The organism is Mesorhizobium sp. B3-1-8 (assembly GCF_006439495.1).
In the GTDB taxonomy this organism is placed as follows: Bacteria; Pseudomonadota; Alphaproteobacteria; order Rhizobiales; family Rhizobiaceae; genus Mesorhizobium.
In genome coordinates, this window is the sequence record NZ_VFTK01000043.1 from 1 (window position 1) to 16,733 (window position 16,733).

Genomic DNA, 16,733 nt, shown 5'->3' on the forward strand with positions numbered 1-16,733 from the left:
TGCAGGATGTGCGGCAGGGCCGAAACTGCCAATCTCCCCCCGTGCGGGGGAGATGGCCGGCAGGCCAGAGGGGGGTGTGAAGGATCGCGGCGTTGCCAATTCCCGCATCAAGAATCGCCATCAATCGCCCTCGTCCTCATATCCCACCAGATGCAGCGGCCGCGCGGCGATGCCCTCCAGCTCGCACCAGCGCACCAGCGCCTCCTCGCGGCCATGCGTCACCCAGATTTCCTCCGCGCCGGTTTCCTTGATGGTGATGATCAGCTCGTCCCAGTCGGCATGGTCGGAAATGATCAGCGGCAGCTCGACGCCGCCCTGCTTGGCGCGCTGGCGGATGCGCATCCAGCCGGAAGCAAAGCACGAGATCGGGTCCGGAAAACGCCGCGCCCAGCGGTCGGCGAAGGCCGATGGCGGCCCGACGACGATCGCGCCGGCGAAATCGGCCTTGCTGCCGCTCTCCACGGTTCCCGGCCCGAGCCTGCCGAGATCGATGCCCTGGCTCTGATAATATTCGCTGAGCTTGGCCAGCGCGCCGTGGATATAGATCGGCCTGTCATAGCCGGCGTCGCGCAACAGCCGCATCACGCGCTGCGCCTTGCCGAGCGCATAGGCGCCGATCAGATGCGAGCGTTCGGGAAACTGCGCCGCCGATTTGATCACGCGCGCGATCTCCTCATGGTCGGGCGGATGCCGGAACACCGGCAGGCCGAAGGTCGCTTCGGTGATGAAGACATCGCAGCGAACAGGCTCGAACGGCAGGCAGGTCGCGTCCTTCTGCCGCTTGTAGTCGCCGGAGGCGACGATGCGCATGCCCCCATGCTCGACGCAGATCTGCGCCGAGCCCAACACATGCCCGGCCGGATGGAAGGTGACGGCGACGCCGTTGATGTCGATCGTCTGACCGAGAGTTGCCGCTTGCGTCGTTCCGGCGAAATCCTCGCCATAGCGCAGTCCCATGATGTCGAGCGTCTCTTGCGTCGCAAGCACCGAGCGGTGGCCGGATCGCGCATGGTCGGAGTGGCCGTGCGTGATCAGAGCCCGCTCGACGGGCCGCACCGGATCGATGAAGAAATCGCCGGGCGGGCAGTAGAGGCCCTCCGGCCGGGATTTGAGCAGGTCGCTGGCGTGCATGGCTTTGAACATAGTAGCTAAATTTGCCGCGGGAAGCCCGTTGCAAGAGACTGCTGACTCGTCCTGGATCCCAATCGCGTTTCGTTGAAACGCCATCACGATCCAGCTCTTTGTTGGAGCAAGATCTCTCTCCGAAAACCGGTTCCCACTTTTTGCTTCGCTGACCTTTGGTTCGGGATCATGCTATGGAGCCAGCCGCCGGCCCGCCTCGCCGGTGGGATCCTTCACGAATGAAACCGCTCCAGGCCTCGTCGGGCGATTTGAATGCCGACCGTCGCGCCGATTTCGCCGAGATGCTTCTCGCCTCGGGCGAGCCTGCGCAGGCGGCGGAGCTTTTGCTTGGCGCGCTGGAGCTGGCGCCGCGCTGGGCCGCCGGCTGGTTTCGCCTCGGCGAGATGCAGGAAGCGGCCGGCCTGCCCGACCAGGCCGCGCAAGCCTGGGCCATGGCGCTGAAGCTGGACCCCGCGGATCGCCTGGGCGCCGCGCTCAAGCTGCAGCTGATCGGCAAGGCGCCCGCCGCGGCGGCGCCGCCCAGCGCCTTTGTCGAGACCTTGTTCGACCACTACGCCGACAGTTTCGAGGACTCGCTTGTCGGCAAGCTCGGCTACGGGCTGCCGGATTGTCTCGGGCACGCCATTGGCAAGGCAAGGCCCGGCCGGTTCGGGCTGGCCCTCGACCTTGGCTGCGGCACCGGCCTGATGGGCGAAAGGCTGCGCCCTTTCGTCGACCGGCTGGAGGGCTACGACATCTCGGCCGGCATGCTGAGGAAGGCGAGGGCCAAGGGCATCTACGACCGGCTGGCCAAGGCCGACCTTCAGCATTTCTCCCACACCGGCGACAGAGCCGACCTCGTGGTCGCGGCCGACGTGTTCATCTATGTCGGCGCGCTCGACCGGATCGTCGGCGCGGTTGCGAACATGCTTGCCGATGGCGGCATATTCGCCTTTTCGCTCGAGACGCTTGTCGGCGGCGGCGATTTCGCCCTTTTGCCGTCACGGCGTTATGCCCATTCCGAGGCCTATGCGCGGCACGTGCTTTGTGCCAACGGGCTTTCGGTCCTGTCGCTGGAAAGCATGGTTATCCGTCACGACCGGCGCGATCCAGTCGAGGGCCTGGCCATCGTGGCTGGCTTCCCTGCTACAGCTGCCGAGGCGGGGAATCCGGCAACGGCATGAGTCGACCTTGCTGCGAAAAAGCCTGAATGGCATGGTCCGGGTTGCGCGGGGCGGATACCACGAGGAGATATCCATGCGCTGGATCATGATTGCGTTGGCGTCCTGCCTCGCGGTGGCCGGCTGTGTCGGCGGCACGTCGATGGCGGAGCGTCAGGACGAGGACGTCCAATCCTCATTGCAGTATGACGATGTGCCTTGCGATCAATTGCTGGCGCAGCGCAATCAACTGGCGCAGCAGAACAATCTGCCTGTCACCGCCAAGCCGAGCTTCTCCAATCCGGCGATGGGCTTCGGCCCGTTCACGCCGGACATGCGCTCCAAGGCTTCGCGCGACAGCAACAAGGCGAGCGGCGAGATCGACGCCATGAACCGCTCGATCGACCGCCGCGACTGCGGCAAGCCGAAGAAGAAGGAGACGTTCGGGCTGCCGGGCTCGAAGCCTTCCTGAGTATCCGATATTCGATATTCCGCTTTGCGATCGGTCGGTTCGTCGAGCTTTCGTGTTTGAAAGCCGCCATGAGTCTCTCGGATCTCGGCAACCGCATCTGCATCCTGGGCCCGTCCAACAGCGGCAAGTCCACTCTTGCCAATGCGATCGCCCGCAAGCGCGGCCTGGAAGCCGTTCACCTCGATCAGCTCTTTCACCTGCCCAATACGGATTGGCAGCAGCGTCCAAGGGACGAATTCATTGCCCTGCACGATGCAGCCATCGCCGGCGAGCGCTGGGTGATGGACGGAAATTATTCAGTTTGCATGCCGCAACGCTTCCGGCGGGCAACCGGCCTTATTCTGCTGGATATCTCCACGCCCATGAGCCTGCTGCGCTACTTTCGGCGAACGCTGTTCGAGACCGGCAGGCTTGGTGCCCTGGAAGGCGGGCGCGACAGCGTCAAATGGGACATGATCCACCACATCGCCGTCACCACGCAGCGAAACCGACGGAAATACCGGGCAATGTTCGAAGATATCGATCTGCCGAAACTGCAACTGTCTTCGCTGCGGGCGATCAAACAGTGCTTCCGGGAATGGGGTTTGACTCCCGACTAATACCCCGCCTCTCTGTCGACCAGGTTGTCCAGCTTTTCGCCGCGCTCGAAGGCGGCCATCTGGCGAAGCATGATCGGTACCAGATGGGCCGGGTCCGAGGTCGCCGCCGCATGCGGCGTGACGAATACTTTCGGGTGGCTCCATAACGGGCTGGTCTTCGGCAGCGGCTCGACTTCGAACACGTCGAGGCTTGCTTCCTTCAGCGTGCCGTCGTCCAGCGCGCGCACGATGTCGGCGTCCTTCTGCAGGCGTCCGCGCCCGGCATTGATCAGCACGGCGCCGCCAAGCCCGTTGCGCCGGCGCAGTTCCTTGAGCAGCCCGTAATTGACGATGCCTTGGGTTTGCGGCGTGAGCGGCAACAGCACGACCAGGATGTCGGTGGCATTGAGGAACGGGATCAGCCCGGCCTCGCCGGCATAGGTCGAAACGCCCTTCATCGGCCGCTCGCTGCGCGACCAGCCATTGACGGCGAAACCGAGCGAAAGCAGCACCGAAGCCGCGGCGCGGCCGAGATGGCCGAGGCCCATGATGCCGACGGAGATGTCGCCGGCCGGCCGTTGCGGCGGCTCGTGCCAGGTCTTCTTCGCCTGCTGGCCGCGGTAGAGCATGCTCTGGCGGTGATGGTCGAGCACCCGCCACACCACATATTCGGTCATGTATTGGGTGAGATTGTCGGCGACGATCCTGACGATCGGCACGTCTGGCAGGCCGGAATCGGCAAAGATGTGGTCGACGCCGGCGCCGATCGAAAAGATGACGCGCAGATTGGGCAGCGACTTGAGAAGGTTGGGCTTCTGCTTCCACACCACCGCATACGTGATCGACGGATCGTTGGCGCCGTTTGGCTCCAACACGACCTCGCGCTCGGCCGAGAGCAACTCATGCCAGCGCTGCGGGTGGATGCCCGTGAGGGCAAGCAGGACTTTGCCTTTTTCCATTTGCGGATTTTTCTTCCCTGTTTCGCCGGTGCGGGTCCGATTACTCGCTGACCACGCCGGTCGGTGCCGTCTCGATCTTGAAGGCCGCCGCCATCAGCGCCCGCGTATAGTCGGTTTGCGGGCTGCTGAAAATCTGCGCGGAAGGTCCCGCCTCGACGATCTGGCCATTGCGCATGACGATGACGTCGTTGGCAAGGGCGCGGACCACCTTGAGGTCGTGGCTGATGAAGAGATAGGCGAGATTGTGCTTGGCCTGAAGGCCGCGCAGAAGGTCGACCACTTGCGCCTGCACGCTCATGTCGAGCGCCGAGGTCGGCTCGTCGAGCATAACGAAGCGCGGGTTGAGCACCATGGCGCGGGCGATGGCGACACGCTGGCGCTGGCCCCCGGAAAACTCGTGTGGGTAGCGGTGGCGCGTCTCGGGATCGAGGCCGACCTCCTTCAGCACGGCGACCACCTTGTCGTCGCGCTGGTCGGCCGAGAGCTTCGGCTCGTGGATCTTCAGCCCTTCCTCGATGATCTCCGAGACCGACAGCCGCGGGCTGAGCGATCCGAACGGATCCTGGAAGACGATCTGCAGTTCGCGCCGCAGCGGCCGCATGGCGCTGAAGGAGAGCTGGTTGATGTCGCGTCCGTTGAAACTGATCGTGCCGGTCGAGGAGATCATCCGGGCGAGCGCTAAGCCCAGCGTCGTCTTGCCCGAGCCGGATTCGCCGACCACGCCCAGCGTCTGGCCGGCGCGCACCGTGACGTCGATGCCGTCCACGGCCTTCACATGGTCGACGGTCTTGCGGAAGAAGCCCTTCTTGATCGGGAACCAGACCTTGATGTCCTTGCCGGTCATGACGGATTTGGCGCCCGGGTCTGCCGCGGGCGGCTTGCCCTTCGGCTCAGCCGCCAGCAGATGCTTTGTATAGTCATGCCGCGGATTGGCGAAGATTTCCCCGGTCGGGCCGCTCTCGACGATCTTGCCCTTGGTCATGACGCAGACGCGGTCGGCGATCCTGCGCACGATGCCGAGATCGTGTGTGATGAACAGCAGCGACATGCCCTTGCGGGCTTTGAGCTTCGCCAGCAATTCGAGGATCTGCGCCTGCACGGTGACGTCGAGCGCCGTCGTCGGCTCGTCGGCGATCAGAAGCTGCGGCTCGTTGGCCAAAGCCATGGCGATCATGACGCGCTGGCGCTGGCCGCCGGAGAGCTGGTGCGGATAGGCGTCGAGGCGTTTCTGCGGATCGCGAATGCCGACCTCGTTGAGCAGCTCCAGCGTGCGGGAGCGGGCGGCTTGATCGCGCATGCCCTGATGCAGCTGCAGCACCTCGACGATCTGCTGCTCGATCGTGTGCAGCGGGTTGAGCGAGGTCATCGGCTCCTGGAAGATCATGGTGATCTTGTTGCCGCGCACGCCGCGCAACGCCTTCTCGTTCATGGCGAGCAGGTCGGCGCCGCTGAACAGGATCTTGCCCGAGGGATGGCTGGCGGCGGGATAGGGAAGGAGCTTCAACACCGACAGCGCCGAGACCGATTTGCCCGACCCGGATTCGCCGACCAGGGCAACCGTCTCGCCCTTGGCGATGTCGAATGAGATATGGTCGACGGCGATCGATTGCTTGCCGCCCTGCGCGAAGGCGACACTCAGATCTTGGACGGACAGCAGGGCTTCGCTCATTTGAACGTCTTGCGCGGATCGAAAGCATCGCGTGTCGCCTCGCCGATGAAGACCAGCAGCGACAGCATCAGCGAAATGACGATGAAGCCGGAGATGCCGAGCCAGGGGGCGTTGAGGTTGCGCTGCGCCTGTTTCAGCAGTTCGCCGAGCGAGGCCGAACCGGGCGGTAGGCCGAAGCCGAGATAGTCGAGCGAGGTCAGCGTCGAGATGGAGCCCGAGAGCAGGAAGGGCAGGAAGGTCAGCGTCGCCACCATGGCGTTCGGCAACAAGTGCCGGAACATGATGGTGAGGTTCGGCACGCCGAGCGCCCGCGCCGCGTTGACATATTCGAAGTTGCGCGCGCGCAGGAATTCGGCCCGCACCACGCCGACCAGCGCCACCCAGGAGAACAGCAGCATCAGGCTGAGCAGGATGAAGAAGCCCGGCGGCAGGATGGCCGAGACGATCAGCAGCAGGTAAAGCACCGGGATCGCCGACCAGATCTCGATGAAACGCTGGAAGAGGAGGTCGGTCCAGCCGCCGAAATAGCCTTGCACCGCGCCGGCCGCGACGCCGATCAGCGACGAGCCGAGCGTCAGGATCAGGCCGAACAGAACCGAGATGCGGAAGCCGTAGAGCACGCGCGCCAGCACGTCGCGCGCCTGGTCGTCGGTGCCCAGCCAGTTCCAGTTGCCGGCGACGCAGTTCTCGTCGGCCTCTCCCTTCGGGTACTGACTGCAGCGCGTCTTCTTGTCGTAAAGCCAGGACGGTTTTGCCGGTGCCGGTTCCGGAATGGCGTTGTTGACCGTCTGGTAGGAGTAGCGAACCGGCGGCCATATCATCCAGCCATTGGAATTGATCTCGTCCTGGATCACCGGATCGCGATAATCGGTGACGGCGTAGAAACCGCCGAACTTCTCTTCCGGATAGGCGACCAGAACCGGAAACAGAATCTCGCCCTTGTATGAGACGATGATCGGCTTGTCGTTGGCGATCAGCTCGGAAAACAGCGACAGCACGAACAGCAACAGGAAGATCCAGAGCGACCAGTAGCCGCGCCGGTTGGCCTTGAAATTCTGCAACCGCCTCTGGTTGAGCGGCGACAGAAATGGCCTGCGAGGCCGCGCCGGCGCGCTTTCGATCGCGGCCTCGGCCATCAGATGTCTCTCCGCTCGAAGTCGATGCGCGGATCGACCCAGGTGTAGATCAGGTCGGACAAAAGGCCGACGAACAGGCCAAGCAGCGAGAAGATGTAGAGGGTGGCGAACACCACCGGATAGTCGCGGTCGATCACCGACTTGAAGCCGAGCAGGCCGAGGCCGTCGAGCGAGAAGATGTTCTCGATCAGCAGCGAGCCGGTGAAGAAGGCCGAGATGAAGGCGCCGGGGAAGCCGGCAATCACGATCAGCATGGCGTTTCGGAAGACATGGCCGTAGAGCACCTTGTGCTCCGACAGCCCCTTGGCGCGCGCCGTCACCACATATTGCTTGCGGATTTCTTCAAGGAAGGAGTTCTTGGTGAGAAGGGTGGTCGTCGCGAAAGCCGACAGCACGAGCGCCGTCAGCGGCAGCGTCATGTGCCAGAAATAGTCGGCGATCTTGCCCGGCCACGACAGCTGGTCCCAATTGTCCGAAACGATACCGCGCAGCGGAAACCAGTCCCAGAACGAGCCGCCCGCGAACAGCACCATGAGCATGATGCCGAACAGGAAGCCTGGAATGGCATAGCCGACGATGACAACGCCGCTGGTCCATACGTCGAAGGTCGAGCCGTCCTTCACCGCCTTGCGGATACCGAGCGGAATCGAGATCAGGTAGGATAAAAGCGTGATCCACAGGCCGATGGAGATGGAGACGGGCATCTTCTCCAGGATCAGGTTCAGCACCGAGATATCGCGGAAATAGCTGTCGCCGAAATCGAAGCGGCTATAGTTCCACAGCATCATGCCGAAGCGCTCGAGCGGCGGCTTGTCGAAGCCGAACTGCTTCTCCAGTTTCTTGATGAATTCGGGATCGAGCCCCTGCGCGCCGCGGTATTTCGAGCCGACATCGCCGGCCACGTCGAAATTGGCGCCACCGGCGTCGCCGCCACCGCTGCCGAGGCGGTCGTTGCCGCCCTGGTTGGTCAGCCGTGCAATCACCTGCTCGACCGGGCCGCCCGGCGCGAACTGGATGACCGCGAAGGAAATCGCCATGATGCCGAACAGCGTCGGGATCATGAGAAGAATGCGGCGCAGGATATAGGCGCCCATCAGGCGTCCGGCCCCGCGCAAACGTTCATGTCAGGCTTTGCCAATCTTTGCCGCCTTGCCCTTGTCGACCCACCACAGCGCCTCGACCGGAAAGCCGAAATCGGGTTTCTGTTCGGGGAAGCCGAACATGTCCCAATAGGCGCTTCGGTGATTCGCCAGATACCAACTTGGAATCCAATCGCGCCGCGCGCGCAAGGCCCGGTCCAAGACGCGCATGGCGGTGGTCAGGCTTTCACGGTCCTTGGCGGCGCCGACGGCATCGATCAACGCATCGATGGCCGGGCTTGCAATGCCCGACAGGTTGCGCGAGCCCGATACGGCGGCGCTGCGCGAGTGGAAGAAAATTTCCAGATCGTCGCGGGTCGGCGTGGCGCTGAAATTGAAGGCGGCCGAGAGCAGGTCGAAATCGAATGTCGATTGCCTGAGCTGGTACTGTGCCGAATCCACCAGGCGGATCGAGGCATCGATGCCGATGGCTTTCATGTTGGCGACCCAGGGCGAATAGACCTGCACGAAGGTCTCGTCGTCGACCAGGAATTCGGCGGCCAGCCGCCCGCCCTTGTCATTGACCGCGAAGTCGCCGGAGCGCTTCCAGCCCGCCTGAGCGAGCAATTTCAGCGCCGCGCTCAGTTGCTTGCGGTCCCGCCCTGAACCGTCGGACGGCGGTTGCGTCACCGCTTCGCCGAATGTCTCCGGCGGCAGCTGGTCGCGCAGCGGCTCCAGCAGCGCCAACTCCTGCGGCGTTGGCATGCCCGCGGCCCGGAAGTCGGACTTTTCGAAGCAGGACTGCGAACGCTCATAGGAACCATAGAAGAAGTTGCGCCGCGTCCATTCGAAATCGAAGCAGAGCGCGATCGCCTGCCGCACGCGCGGGTCCTTGAATTGCTCCCGCCGCTGGTTGACGGCGGTGGCCTGCATGGAAGGCGTGGTTTCAGCCGGGAACTCATGCTTGATCACCTTGCCGGCGGTAAAGGCTGGAAAGTCGTAGGCCGTCGCCCAGACGCGCGACGTGAATTCCTCGCGGTAGAGTATCTCGCCCTTCTTGAAGGCCTCGAACCCGGCCGTGCGATCCTGGTAGAATTCGATGCGGATGCGCCCGAAATTGTTCTGGCCGCGATTGACCGGCAGGTCGTTGCCCCAGTAGTCGGCCACGCGCTCATATTCGATCCAGGCGCCCGCCGACCAGCGCCCGACCTTATAGGCGCTAGAGCCGAGCGGCGGATTGAGCTGCGAGGAATCGAATGGATTGGCCGTGTAAAAGGCCTTCGACAGGATCGGAAATCCGACGACGTTGAGGATGGTGCGGGCCGATTGCTTGCCGGAGAATTTGAGCTCGACGGTGTGAGTGTCCTTCGCCTCGGCATCTTCCAGATGCGTCAGCGACAGCGCGTAGTCCGGATGCCCTTTGTCTTTCAGCAGCTTGAAGGTGAAGGCAACATCGTCGGCGGTGAGCGGCGTGCCGTCATGGAAGCGCGCCTGCGGGCGCAGCGAGAATGTGAAGCCGTTGCGGTCGTCGGAGATTGTGACTCCGTCGGCGATCAGTCCATAGACCGCGTCTGGCTCGTCGAGTGCCCGCACCATCAAGGAATCGAAGCACATTTCCATGCGCTGCGGAGAATCGCCCTTGGCGACGAATGAGTTCAGCGTGTTGAAGGTCTGCGGGCTCTGGTTGGCGCCCCAGTTCGGCGGCGAGAAGTTGAAGATGCCGCCTTGCGGCGCATCGACATCGACATAGTCGAAATGGGTGAAATCGGGCTTGTATTTGAGGTCGCCGAAGGCCGACAGGCCGTGCAGCTTGACACCGGCCGGGGTGTCGGCAAAGGCCCGGCCGGGCAGCAGGGCGGCGGCTGTGGCCGCGGCGCCGAGCGCCAGGAAGTCGCGGCGAGGAAGCAAAATCCGCCGCCTCATCAATTGAGGCCCTTGTACTTGGCGGCCAGCGCCTTTTCCTTCTCGGGGTCGATCCACCAGGAATCGATATCGGCGCCGCGGTAACTTGGCTGCTTTTCCGGCATGCCGAACTTGTTCCAATAGGCAAGCCACACCACCGCGCGGTAGAATTGCGGGACCACATAGTAGTTCCACAACAGCACCCGATCGAGCGCGTGGGTGGCCGCGACGAGGTCGTCGCGATCGGTGGCGAAGATGATGCGGTCGACCAATGCATCGACAACCGGGTCCTTGATGCCGGAATAGTTGCGCGATCCGGGCGCGTCGGCGGCCTTCGAGCTCCAGAAATCGCGCTGTTCGTTGCCCGGCGATTCCGACTGCTGCAGCAGGTTGGTGATGACGTCGTAGTCGAAATTGTTGACGCGGTTGACGTATTGGCTGGGATCGATGATCCGCAGCGTCGCGTCGACGCCGATCTTGCGCAGGTTGGCGATATAATTGCCTGAGAGGATCTGGTCCGTGTCGGACGTGCCGAGGATCTCGAATTTGAACGGCGCGCCGGTCTTGGCGTTCACCATCTTGCCGCCCTTGATCACCCAGCCCGCCTGGGCGAAGAGGTCCACCGCCTGCTTCAGAAACTTCCGTTCCGCCTGCGGCGAGTCATAGATCGGCAGCTTGAATTCCTGGGTGAACAATTCAGGCGGCAGCTTGTCTCGATACTTCTCCAGGATCTCGAGCTCCTTGCCTTGCGGCAGCCCGCTCGACGCCAATTCGGTGCCCTGGAAATAACTTTTGGTGCGCGTGTTGGAATTGAAGAACAGCGTGCGGTTCATCGTCTCGAAATCGTAAGGATAGGTCAGCGCTTCGCGCACGCGGCGATCCTGGAACAGCGGCCGGCGCTGGTTGAGCATGAAAGCCTGCATCGGCTCCGGCGAGGTGGTCTTGAATTCCTTCTTGATCACGTCGCCGGCGCCGATGGCGGGAAAATTATAAGCCGTGGCCCAACGTCTCGAGCTGTTTTCCGGCTTGATGTCGTCCAGCCCGCCCTTGGTGAAGGCCTGCCAGGCGGCGTTGTCGTCCAGTATGTAGGTGAAGCGTTGGGTATCGAAATTCTCGCGGCCGACCTTCACCGGCAGCTTGGCGCCCCAATAGTCCGGCACGCGCTGCCAGACGATCTCCGAGCCCGGCTTGAAGCTGGCGATCTTGTAGGCGGCCGAGCCCAGCGGCGGCTCCAGCGTCGGCCTGGTGATGTCGCGCTTCTTGCCGCTGGCATCGGTGCCTTCCCACCAGTGCTTCGGCAAAACGACGAGATCGCCGAGGATCTTGGGCAGCTCGCGGTTGCCCTTCTGGTTGAAATGGAATTCGACCTCCTGGTCGGAGATCGCCACAGCGTCGGTGACGTTCTCGAAATAGCGGCTGTATTGTGGGCTGTTGGCCTTGAGCACCTGGAAGGACCAGATCACGTCATCGACGGTGATTGGCTGGCCGTCATGCCATTTTGCCCGCGGATCGAGCCGGTAGGTGGCGGACGAATAGTCGGAAGGGTATTTGTAGGCATCGGCGACCAGCGGGTGGCTGACGCTGCCCTCGTCGGTCGCCTGGTCCATCAGCGTGTCGTAGAGCAGCCCGCCGCCGAAGCCGACCAGCCCCGCGGCCGGCGATCCCTGCACGATATAGGGGTTGAAGCTGTCGAACGTACCGGTGACGACGGAGTTGTAGGTCCCGCCTTTCGGCGCATCGGGATTGACGTAGTCGTAACGTTGGAAATTCTCGCCGTATTTTGAAGGCCCGATCAGCGACGACGTCGTGTGCCACTCATCGGCGAAGCCGGCCTGCAGGCTGGCGGCGAAGGCGAGCGCGAACGCCGATGCGAAAAGCGTGCGGAAGCGGCCAACCTTCATGCGTTCTCCTCGTCGCGAACTTTGCTCACCCGCAATCTAGATCATTTGACGCCGGTGGGAACCGCAAGTGCCGCCTTTGTCGCCGCCCATGCAGCTTTCCCAACAGAAAAGCCGGGACGAACCCGGCTTTTCCAAGGAAGTCTCTGCGACAAATTGTTTATTGAGCGGGCGCCGCGGGCTTGGCCGGAGCGGCTCCCTCGGCCGGCTTGGCCGGCGCGGCGCCTTCCGCCGGCTTGGCGCCTTCGGCGGGCTTGGCCTCGGCCGAAGCGCCCGGCTGCGGCAGCGGCTTCGGGTTGTCCGACAGCGTGCGCAGATAGGCGATCACATTGGCCCGGTCTTCATCCTTCGGCAGACCGGCGAAGCCCATCGCCGTGCCCTTCACGAACTTCTTCGGCGAGGTGATGAAGTGGTTGAGATTGTCGTAGGTCCAGTGCTCCTGGCCGCCTTTCGAAAAATCCTTCATGCCGGCCGAATAGGCGAAGCCTTCATGCTCGGCGACGGGGCGGTCGACGATATCCCAGAGATCCGGGCCGACCTTGTTCGGACCGCCCTTTTCGCCGGAATGGCAGGCCTGGCATTTCTTGAAGATCGCGGCGCCAGCCTCGGCATTGGCGGTGGCGAGCAGGTCGGCGATCGGCTTGGCTTCCGCCGCGGGAGCAGCCGGACCGCCTTCGGTCGGTTCCTGCGCTTCGATGGCGAAGCCGGGCTTTTCGGGCGCCGGCGAGGCGAACAATCCGTCCGAGACGAGGCCTATGGAAAAGACGAGGAAGCAGGTTCCCAGAAATCCGCCGAGCAGCTTGTTGACTTCGTTGGAATCCATACGCCCCTTGCTCCCTTTTCCGGCGGACCGTCCCGTCCACTCCGTCCGTCGGTATCGCGAACTGCCTCGAAAGGCCAGTCAAATCGGGCGGAAACTAGGTCTTTTGCTCAGGCGTTGCAACACCTATAAGGGCGCTTCCAGTGAGACCTTTTGCCACTTTCCATCCGCTTTTTTCGACCGCCCTGAAATCCGATGTCAACCTTGATCCTGATCCCCGCCCGCATGGCCTCGACGCGTCTGCCGGGCAAGCCGCTGGCCGACATTGCGGGCGCGCCGATGATCGTCCATGTCGCCCGCCGGTCCGCCGAGGCCGGGCTTGGCCGCGTGGTGGTGGCGACCGATACCGAAGCCGTCGCGCAAGCCGTGCGGGCGCATGGCTTCGAGGCCGTCATGACCCGCGCGGATCACGAATCGGGCTCCGACCGCATCTTCGAGGCGCTGACGGCCCTCGACCCCGAAAAGCAGGTGGAAACGATCGTCAACGTCCAGGGCGACCTGCCGACCATCGATCCCGAGATCATCGGCGCGTCGCTGCGGCCGTTTGAGAACAAATCGGTCGATATCGCCACGCTGGGCGTCGAGATCGTGCGCGACGAGGAGAAGACCAACCAGAACGTGGTCAAGATCGTCGGCTCGCCGCTTTCGGCGACACGGTTGAGAGCGCTCTATTTCACCCGCGCCACCGCGCCCTGGGGCAATGGGCCGCTCTACCACCACATCGGCCTCTACGCCTATCGCCGTGCGGCGCTGGAACGCTTCGTGGCGCTCAAGCCGTCGCCGCTGGAGCGGCGCGAACGGCTGGAGCAGCTGCGCGCGCTGGAAGCCGGCATGCGCATCGACGCCGAGATCGTCAAATCGCTGCCGCTTGGCGTCGACACCCCCGACGACCTGGAGCGGGCACGAAAAATCCTTTCAAACTGAGACATCCGTGATGGCTGAAAAGACCAACAGAATTTCCTTCCAGGGCGAGCCGGGCGCCAACTCCGACACTGCCTGCCGCAACATGTTCCCGTCGATGGAACCGTTGCCTTGCCCGACCTTCGAGGATGCTTTCAACGCGGTCGAGACCGGTAAGGCCGAGCTCGCCATGATCCCGATCGAGAACACGATCGCCGGGCGCGTCGCCGACATCCACCACCTCTTGCCGGAATCGAAGCTGCACATCGTCGGCGAGTATTTCCTGCCGATCCATTTCCAGCTGATGGTGCTGCCGGGGGTGAAGCGCGAAGAGATCAAGACCGTGCACAGCCACATCCATGCGCTCGGCCAGTGCCGCAAATATATCCGCAAGAACGGCTGGAAGCCGGTGATCGCCGGCGACACGGCGGGTTCGGCCAAGATGGTCTCGGAGGTCAGGGATCGCACCATGGCCTCGCTGGCGCCGGCTTTGGCCGCGGAGTTCTATGGGCTCGATATCATCGAGAAGAATGTCGAGGACACCGATTCGAACGTCACCCGCTTCGTCGTGCTGACCAAGAACAAGCAATGGGTGGAACGTCCCGCGCCGGACGCCAAGATGATGACCACCTTCATCTTCCGTGTCCGCAACGTGCCGGCCGCGCTCTATAAGGCGATGGGCGGCTTCGCCACCAACGGCATCAACATGACCAAGCTCGAAAGCTACCAACTCGGCGCCTTCACCGCGACGTTGTTTTACGCCGACATCGAGGGCCACCCGGACGATCCGCTGGTCAAGCTGGCGCTCGACGAGTTGCGCTTCTTCTCGCGCGAAATGCGCATCCTCGGCGTCTATCCGGCGAGCGCCTCGCGTGATGAGTGGAAGGTGGCGGATTGACCAGTTAGTCGGAGCTCACGACCTTCGAGATTGGGGGAGCCTTCGCGACTTCGTCATCCGCGGGCGGAGCGACGCGAAGCGGAGCACAGACCCAAGGACCCATTCCGTAACCTTGATCATAGAGAGCAGCGGAGCAGAATTCTGGACCGTCGCAACGCGTCGAAGTCAAGGCATGGATCCTCGGGTCTGCGCGCGTCGCTTCGCTCCTTGCTTCGCCCGTGGATGACGAAGCACGAAGGCCTTCGCCAATCTCCGACGTTTGCACTCAACCCGATATCACCCCCAGCCGAGCGGCACGTAGTCGATCTCCATGAACTTATCGACCTCGGGCACCCAGCGGTCGCGCACGAAGGCGACATGGTCCGGGTGCTCGTTGTAGCGCGTGTAGGCCGCCTGGTCGGCGAACTCCATCGAGAAGCCGAACTGGTAGTCGTTCTTCGGGCTCACCTGCCGCAGCTGCTCGAAATGCGCGACGCCCTTGATCCCGGTCAGGATCTTCTTCGCGTCGTGGAGGAAGCGCTTCGTCTCCAGCGACTGCAGCGGGTGCTTCAGCGTGAACACGACGGTGTGACGGATCATTCTTCTGCTCCTATTCGCTGTCGACCCAGGCGCGGATGAGGTGATGGGCGATCGCCCCTTTCGGCGGTGTAATCAAGCCGTCGGCATGCGTCCTGTCCAGCATGGTGCGCACCTCGTCGCGGAAGAACCAGCGGCAGTCCTCCAGTTCGTTGAGGTCGGCCTGGATTTCCTCGTTGAGGGGCTCGCCGAAACAACCGATCATCAGCGAATAGGGGAACGGCCAGGGCTGGCTGGCGTGATAGACGACGCGGCCGAGCCGGATGCCGGCCTCTTCAAGCGTCTCGCGCCGCACCGCCGCCTCGATCGTCTCGCCCGGCTCGATGAAGCCGGCAAGCGCGGAATACATGCCCGGCGCGAAATGCTTGCCGCGCCCGAGCAGGCATTTTTCATGCGTCACCGTCAGCATGATCGCCACCGGGTCGGTGCGCGGGAAATGGTCGGTGCCGCAGACCGGGCAATGCCGCCGGTAGCCACCGGCCCGCATTTCCGAGCGGTTGCCGCATTTCGAGCAGAAGGCATGGCTGGCGTGCCAGGCGAGCAGCGCCGCGCCTTGCGCCAGCGCGCCGGCCGCCGCCTCGTCAACCAACCCCTGCATATAGACGGAGCGGTAGTCGATCGCCTTGATCGTCTCGGGCAGCTTTTCCGGCTCGACGCCAGCGGGCGCCGCCAGCACAGGGCCTTCCTCGGAAAAGCCGAGCAGCACGCCTTGGCCGAGCGAAACCTCGAAGGCCTGGCTTTCATCCGCCTTGAACCAGGGGTCGAACTTGCCGTCGTCGAGTTTGAGGTAAAGCCGCCCGGCATGCATCAGCATCAGCCGCGCGGTGCGGTCGGCCAGCGCTTTTTCGACCGCGTCGTCGGCACGGTTCTCGGACTGCCGGTCGATCCGGTTGCCGGCGAAACCGACGAATTGACTGGGCTCGCGCAAGGACGCGTCGAACAGGCGAAAGCTCATGGGGGACTCGGGTGGGCTGAGGACTCGGGGGTGCGGAATGGACACTCGTCAGCTTATAGCGCCGCCTTGATCGTTTCGGCAAACCGCCTCATATCGGAGCGCTGGTAGGGCTCGCGCATGCCGTGCCCCCAGACCGGTCCCGGCCAGCCGGGATCGCCCTCGGAGCGGGCGACGACATGGACATGCAGCTGGCGCACGATGTTGCCCAAAGCGCCAGTGTTGATCTTGGTGCAGCCGGTCACCCGCTTCAGCGCTTGCGCCACCATATTGGTCTCGAAGGTGAGCATCGCCTGGTCGAGCGGCGTCATTTCGTGGCTTTCCTCGACACCCGGCCGCTGCGGCACCAGCACCAACCATGGCCAGCGGCGGTCGTTCATCAGCCTGAGCTCACAAAGGCCAAGCCACATAAGCTGCTCGCTATCCGCCTCCAGCCGGGCGTCCAGCGTGAATCCGGCCTTGAGGCCAGGCAGCATCGGCGTTTCCTTCACTTCTGTTATTTGTGAGCATTTTCCAAACCCGGGACGCTAGAGCGGCGGAAAGGTGGCTGCAAGCGATTCATTGACCGCCGCCATCGATTTGAAGGACTTTCCGTCTTCGATGTGGTCATGG

The 16,733-nt window shown here is 63.3% G+C and carries 16 protein-coding genes; 5 read left to right on the plus strand and 11 right to left on the minus strand.

Annotated features, from left to right (window positions below):
- Positions 1–120: 120 nt before the first annotated feature.
- Entirely contained in the window at positions 121–1,131 is a 1,011-nt protein-coding gene (locus FJ424_RS28885) for a ligase-associated DNA damage response exonuclease (protein WP_140656315.1), read from the minus strand.
- Between the two features lie 230 nt (positions 1,132–1,361).
- Between FJ424_RS28885 and FJ424_RS28890 the strand changes: the two genes are divergently transcribed.
- The 3 genes from FJ424_RS28890 (at position 1,362) to FJ424_RS28900 (ending at position 3,353) form a co-directional block, all read left to right on the plus strand.
- Positions 1,362–2,306, plus strand: coding sequence for a methyltransferase domain-containing protein (locus FJ424_RS28890; RefSeq protein WP_140656097.1), 945 nt, complete (start codon positions 1,362–1,364; stop codon positions 2,304–2,306).
- Between the two features lie 73 nt (positions 2,307–2,379).
- Entirely contained in the window at positions 2,380–2,754 is a 375-nt protein-coding gene (locus FJ424_RS28895; protein WP_140656100.1) for a hypothetical protein, read from the plus strand.
- A gap of 68 nt (positions 2,755–2,822) precedes the next feature.
- Positions 2,823–3,353, plus strand: a complete 531-nt coding sequence (locus FJ424_RS28900) for an AAA family ATPase (RefSeq protein ID WP_140656103.1) — start codon at positions 2,823–2,825, stop codon at positions 3,351–3,353.
- Here the strand turns inward: FJ424_RS28900 and FJ424_RS28905 are convergent.
- The 7 genes from FJ424_RS28905 to FJ424_RS28935 form a co-directional block, all read right to left on the minus strand.
- The gene (locus tag FJ424_RS28905) at positions 3,350–4,291 is read right to left on the minus strand and encodes a glyoxylate/hydroxypyruvate reductase A (RefSeq protein WP_140656106.1); all 942 of its coding nucleotides are present in this window, start codon (positions 4,289–4,291) and stop codon (positions 3,350–3,352) included. The two genes, FJ424_RS28900 and FJ424_RS28905, sit on opposite strands and share 4 nt — an antisense overlap.
- A 40-nt stretch (positions 4,292–4,331) precedes the next feature.
- Positions 4,332–5,960, minus strand: coding sequence for an ABC transporter ATP-binding protein (locus FJ424_RS28910; RefSeq protein ID WP_140656109.1), 1,629 nt, complete (start codon positions 5,958–5,960; stop codon positions 4,332–4,334).
- Positions 5,957–7,096, minus strand: coding sequence for an ABC transporter permease (locus FJ424_RS28915; RefSeq protein ID WP_140656112.1), 1,140 nt, complete (start codon positions 7,094–7,096; stop codon positions 5,957–5,959). Before FJ424_RS28915 ends, FJ424_RS28910 begins: the two co-directional genes overlap by 4 nt.
- Positions 7,096–8,190, minus strand: a complete 1,095-nt coding sequence (locus tag FJ424_RS28920) for a microcin C ABC transporter permease YejB (protein ID WP_140656115.1) — start codon at positions 8,188–8,190, stop codon at positions 7,096–7,098. The genes FJ424_RS28915 and FJ424_RS28920 overlap by 1 nt, the downstream gene beginning before the upstream one ends.
- A 30-nt stretch (positions 8,191–8,220) precedes the next feature.
- Positions 8,221–10,098: an extracellular solute-binding protein gene (locus FJ424_RS28925; RefSeq protein ID WP_140656118.1), complete on the minus strand. Its 1,878-nt coding sequence runs from the start codon at positions 10,096–10,098 to the stop codon at positions 8,221–8,223.
- Positions 10,098–11,978, minus strand: a complete 1,881-nt coding sequence (locus FJ424_RS28930) for an extracellular solute-binding protein (RefSeq protein WP_140656121.1) — start codon at positions 11,976–11,978, stop codon at positions 10,098–10,100. Before FJ424_RS28930 ends, FJ424_RS28925 begins: the two co-directional genes overlap by 1 nt.
- A gap of 157 nt (positions 11,979–12,135) precedes the next feature.
- A complete protein-coding gene (locus FJ424_RS28935; RefSeq protein WP_140656124.1) occupies positions 12,136–12,798 on the minus strand; it encodes a cytochrome c family protein in 663 nt (220 codons plus the stop codon).
- A gap of 192 nt (positions 12,799–12,990) precedes the next feature.
- Here FJ424_RS28935 and FJ424_RS28940 point away from each other — a divergent pair, with 192 nt between their 5' ends.
- The gene (locus FJ424_RS28940) at positions 12,991–13,719 is read left to right on the plus strand and encodes a 3-deoxy-manno-octulosonate cytidylyltransferase (RefSeq protein ID WP_140656127.1); all 729 of its coding nucleotides are present in this window, start codon (positions 12,991–12,993) and stop codon (positions 13,717–13,719) included.
- A 10-nt stretch (positions 13,720–13,729) separates the two neighbouring features.
- Positions 13,730–14,593, plus strand: coding sequence for a prephenate dehydratase (locus FJ424_RS28945; RefSeq protein WP_140656131.1), 864 nt, complete (start codon positions 13,730–13,732; stop codon positions 14,591–14,593).
- Between the two features lie 276 nt (positions 14,594–14,869).
- Here FJ424_RS28945 and FJ424_RS28950 read toward each other — a convergent pair whose 3' ends face one another.
- Genes FJ424_RS28950 through FJ424_RS28960 form a run of 3 tightly spaced genes read right to left on the minus strand, consistent with a single transcriptional unit; the run spans position 14,870 to position 16,597 of the window.
- Positions 14,870–15,172 (minus strand): Dabb family protein, encoded by a 303-nt coding sequence (locus FJ424_RS28950; RefSeq protein WP_140656134.1) that lies wholly within the window; start codon positions 15,170–15,172, stop codon positions 14,870–14,872.
- Between the two features lie 10 nt (positions 15,173–15,182).
- Entirely contained in the window at positions 15,183–16,124 is a 942-nt protein-coding gene (gene nudC / locus FJ424_RS28955) for an NAD(+) diphosphatase (protein WP_140656137.1), read from the minus strand.
- 53 nt (positions 16,125–16,177) lie between these two features.
- Entirely contained in the window at positions 16,178–16,597 is a 420-nt protein-coding gene (locus tag FJ424_RS28960; protein ID WP_140645375.1) for an HIT family protein, read from the minus strand.
- Positions 16,598–16,733 lie beyond the last annotated feature (136 nt).